The following is a 426-nucleotide window of genomic DNA, read 5'->3' as shown; positions in this document are numbered from 1 at the left end:
CCCCCCCCCCCCCCCCCCCCCACCCCCCCCCTCCCCCCCCCCTCACCCCCCTCCCTCACCCCTCTCCCATCCCCACCATCTTCCCCCCCCCCTCCCCCTCCCCCACCACCCCCACTCCACCCCCTACACCCGCCCCACCTCCCCCTCCTCCTTCCCCATCGCCCCCTCCCCCTCCTCCAACCCCACCCCCCCCACCCCCCACCCCACCCCTACTCCCTCCCTCTCCACCCCTCCCTCCCCTCCCCCCCCCCCCACCTCCACCACCCCCTCCCACACTCCAACCCCACCCTCCACCCCCACCTCCCCCCCCCCCACCCCCACCACCTCCCCCACCCCATCCCCATCCACTCCCCCCACCCCCACCACCCCTACCTCCACAACCTCCCCCCCCCCCTCAACCCCTTCACCAACCACCTCTTCACCAAC

1 protein-coding gene is annotated in these 426 nt (G+C 75.6%); it reads right to left on the bottom strand.

Going from position 1 to position 426, the window contains the following annotated elements:
• Positions 1 to 123: 123 nt before the first annotated feature.
• A partial coding sequence (locus FS825_RS19155; protein WP_222126971.1) for a hypothetical protein occupies positions 124 to 426 on the bottom strand: 303 nt, incomplete at its 5' end.

Source organism: Curtobacterium pusillum, from assembly GCF_007680845.1.
In the GTDB taxonomy this organism is placed as follows: Bacteria; Actinomycetota; Actinomycetes; order Actinomycetales; family Microbacteriaceae; genus Curtobacterium; species Curtobacterium pusillum_B.
Note: the sequence above shows the minus strand (reverse complement) of the source record. Positions and strands in the feature narration are given on the sequence as shown.